Annotated in this window: 2 protein-coding genes; both read right to left on the bottom strand. The window is 64.6% G+C overall.

Annotated features, from left to right (window positions below; genetic code table 11):
- Window positions 1-626: 626 nt before the first annotated feature.
- Complete coding sequence (locus ABZ904_RS51040; RefSeq protein ID WP_055489114.1) at window positions 627-830, bottom strand: cold-shock protein; 204 nt, start codon at window positions 828-830, stop codon at window positions 627-629.
- A gap of 222 nt (window positions 831-1,052) precedes the next feature.
- A complete protein-coding gene (locus ABZ904_RS51035; protein ID WP_361831157.1) occupies window positions 1,053-1,301 on the bottom strand; it encodes a hypothetical protein in 249 nt (82 codons plus the stop codon).
- Between the last annotated feature and the right edge of the window lie 1,145 nt (window positions 1,302-2,446).

Here is a 2,446-nt window from a genome sequence, read left to right as displayed (position 1 = left end):
CGACGACATGACAAGCCGTCACTCCCACCAGATCGCCGGCCCTATGCCCCACCAGCGAAAACGCAGTCCTCACGTCCGGAAAGACAACAACTTCTCAGGGAACAGCGGCCACTCACGGGTAGCAGCCACATAAGGGCCCTCGACGGAAGACCCTCCGTTCTGAGGAGTCGACATACCGTCGCCGACACGCCTCAACTCGCAGGCCACGACTCGCTGTCGTGGCTTGAATGCTGTACTTGGAAGCCCGAAGCTCAAGGGGTGGGCGGCCGTTCGCGGACCATCCGTGGACGAGGGTAGGCCGTAGTCGCCTCCGAACGGCTCTGACCAGCGCATACGCAGAGGAATCAAGCGCCCTCCGGAGCCGTTGCCGTACAGCAGCGGAGTACAGCAACCACCGCAACCGCGGCTGGCTGTCGGAAGCCGTCGATGTCGGGCTGACCAGCCCACCGGACCTCTCTGCCTGCGGACGTGCTCGCCGTGGGGGAGCAGGTCGACGTCCCCTTGTGACTTTGCGGGTTCGGGGCGGCGGATCGCTGCCGGGGGTGCGCGCTGGCTTGTTCCCCTTTCACCCGGGCAGCAAGAGACCCCGGCCGGTAACCATCCGGCCGGGGTCTCTCTCTGCGTTGTTACTCGGGGCGGATGTGCTCCGCCTGCGGGCCCTTCTGCCCCTGCGTGACATCGAACGTGACCCGCTGGCCCTCTTCCAGGGAGCGGAAGCCGGAGGCGTCGATGTTCGAGTAGTGGGCGAAGACGTCGGGGCCGCCGCCGTCCTGCTCGATGAAACCGAAGCCCTTTTCGCCGTTGAACCACTTGACGGTACCGCTGGCCATGCCTGTCTCCCTCAAGGAAATTCGGAATCCCGCACCGTGCGGAATCCGGAGGTGATCGCCTTGGTCCGGAGAGATGCTGAACAGCAAGAACGCCCGAGACATGTGTCACGGGCGAACGGACTTCGGAACCACGACTACTTGTAGCGACGCTACACCGGATGAGGCCGAAGATCCCAGGCCTTATGGGATCGCGTAGGCGAATCTCTAGCGTCACGACGGCCGTTACCGGCCGACGTCGTGGCGGCTGCGGACGGCCTTCCACGCCGGCCCGGTGAGATCGACGACCATCATTCCGTCTGCAGCCTCGCGGACGAGGATCCAGCCCTTCGCCTTGAGCCCTTCGAGCTGCTGCCGAATGTCCGGGCCCAGCTCCTCGACGAGCTGCGTCTTCAGCGGTTGCGTGCCGCCGTCCAGGAGCTCCGCGAGCCGGAAGACGAGCGCTTCCTCCTCAGCGGTGATACGAAAGTCCATGCGCTGACGCTACATCCCTACCGTGGGGTGGAGTTCCGATCTGAGTGAAGGTCACCCAGGACGCCCTGTGTCGCGTTGGCCCAGCATCAGTGAATTGGGCAGGTACATGCCGCTCGCTCAAGAAGAGAAACGCACCCGCCGAGAGTTCGGTACGAACGGGTCGTGCCAGACGCGTGCCAGATCGTACGGGGAACCGCGGGGAATCAACGGACCTGCCCGCCAGGCGTCAACACCCTTCCGCCGCAGGTCAGCCCCGGCAGCGAGCCCTAGATCACCTTAGCTTCCCAAGCTGAGAGTGCGCGTGCCAGACTGCCGTTCATGACTCACAACCGAAAGGGCCATGCCGCGTAGGCGCCCTTCACGCCTACGGGCAGAGAGCAGGAATTTTTCTGCTACACGTGGCAGCTACTCGAAGATCGGTCGGCTTTCAGGCCCAGCCCAGGCGCAGGTCATTCGGTTGGAGCGGACGCGGCTCCAGCCAGGCCTCATCGAGCAGGCCCTCTCCCGGTGGGCTGCCATCGCAAGGGCCCCGCGGGATCAGCTCCCTTCACCGTTCAGCGACCGATGTGGTGTACCGGACTGCTGTCCTGAGCCGGCGGACGAGCGAGACCTATTGGAGCTCGCTATCTGTGCGCTTCCCAAGAAGAGCGCTCGGGAGCTCCGCACCATCTTGGAGCCTCTGGATAGGAGGATCCTCAAACGTCCGGACGCCGTGCCGTACGGCCATCCACCGCATCGTTGGTGGCAGAGTGCCTTCTGACCAACCCCACTCGTTCCACGGTCGACTCACGGAAGTGAGATCCCAAGCACGCCAGCGGGCACGCGAGTTGGCCGTCAGTGCATAGCCCTTCAGGCTGACATCACCAGCTGACATCAACGGCGGCGAACGATGATGCATCAAAGCGGCCACAGCCGGATCGGCGAGCGACCAGTAGGCCCCGTTCCTGCACGCCGCACCGCGCTGCGAGCGAACTTGTAAAGCGGTGGTCACGTATCGAGGGCCGGACGGCAGCGACGGCAACGCTGACGGTGTCGGCAAGGGGCGAAGCATTGGCCTCGATTCGTCTGTGGTCTGACGTTGCCGCCGTGAACGGCTGGGTGCCCGATATATCCCTTGCCGTGCGGGGACGGGTCGTCGCATGCGC

The sequence above is a fragment of the Streptomyces sp. NPDC046900 genome, from assembly GCF_040644975.1.
In the GTDB taxonomy this organism is placed as follows: Bacteria; Actinomycetota; Actinomycetes; order Streptomycetales; family Streptomycetaceae; genus Streptomyces.
The sequence above is the reverse complement of the archived record's forward strand: the minus strand, read 5'-3'. Positions and strand labels throughout refer to the sequence as shown.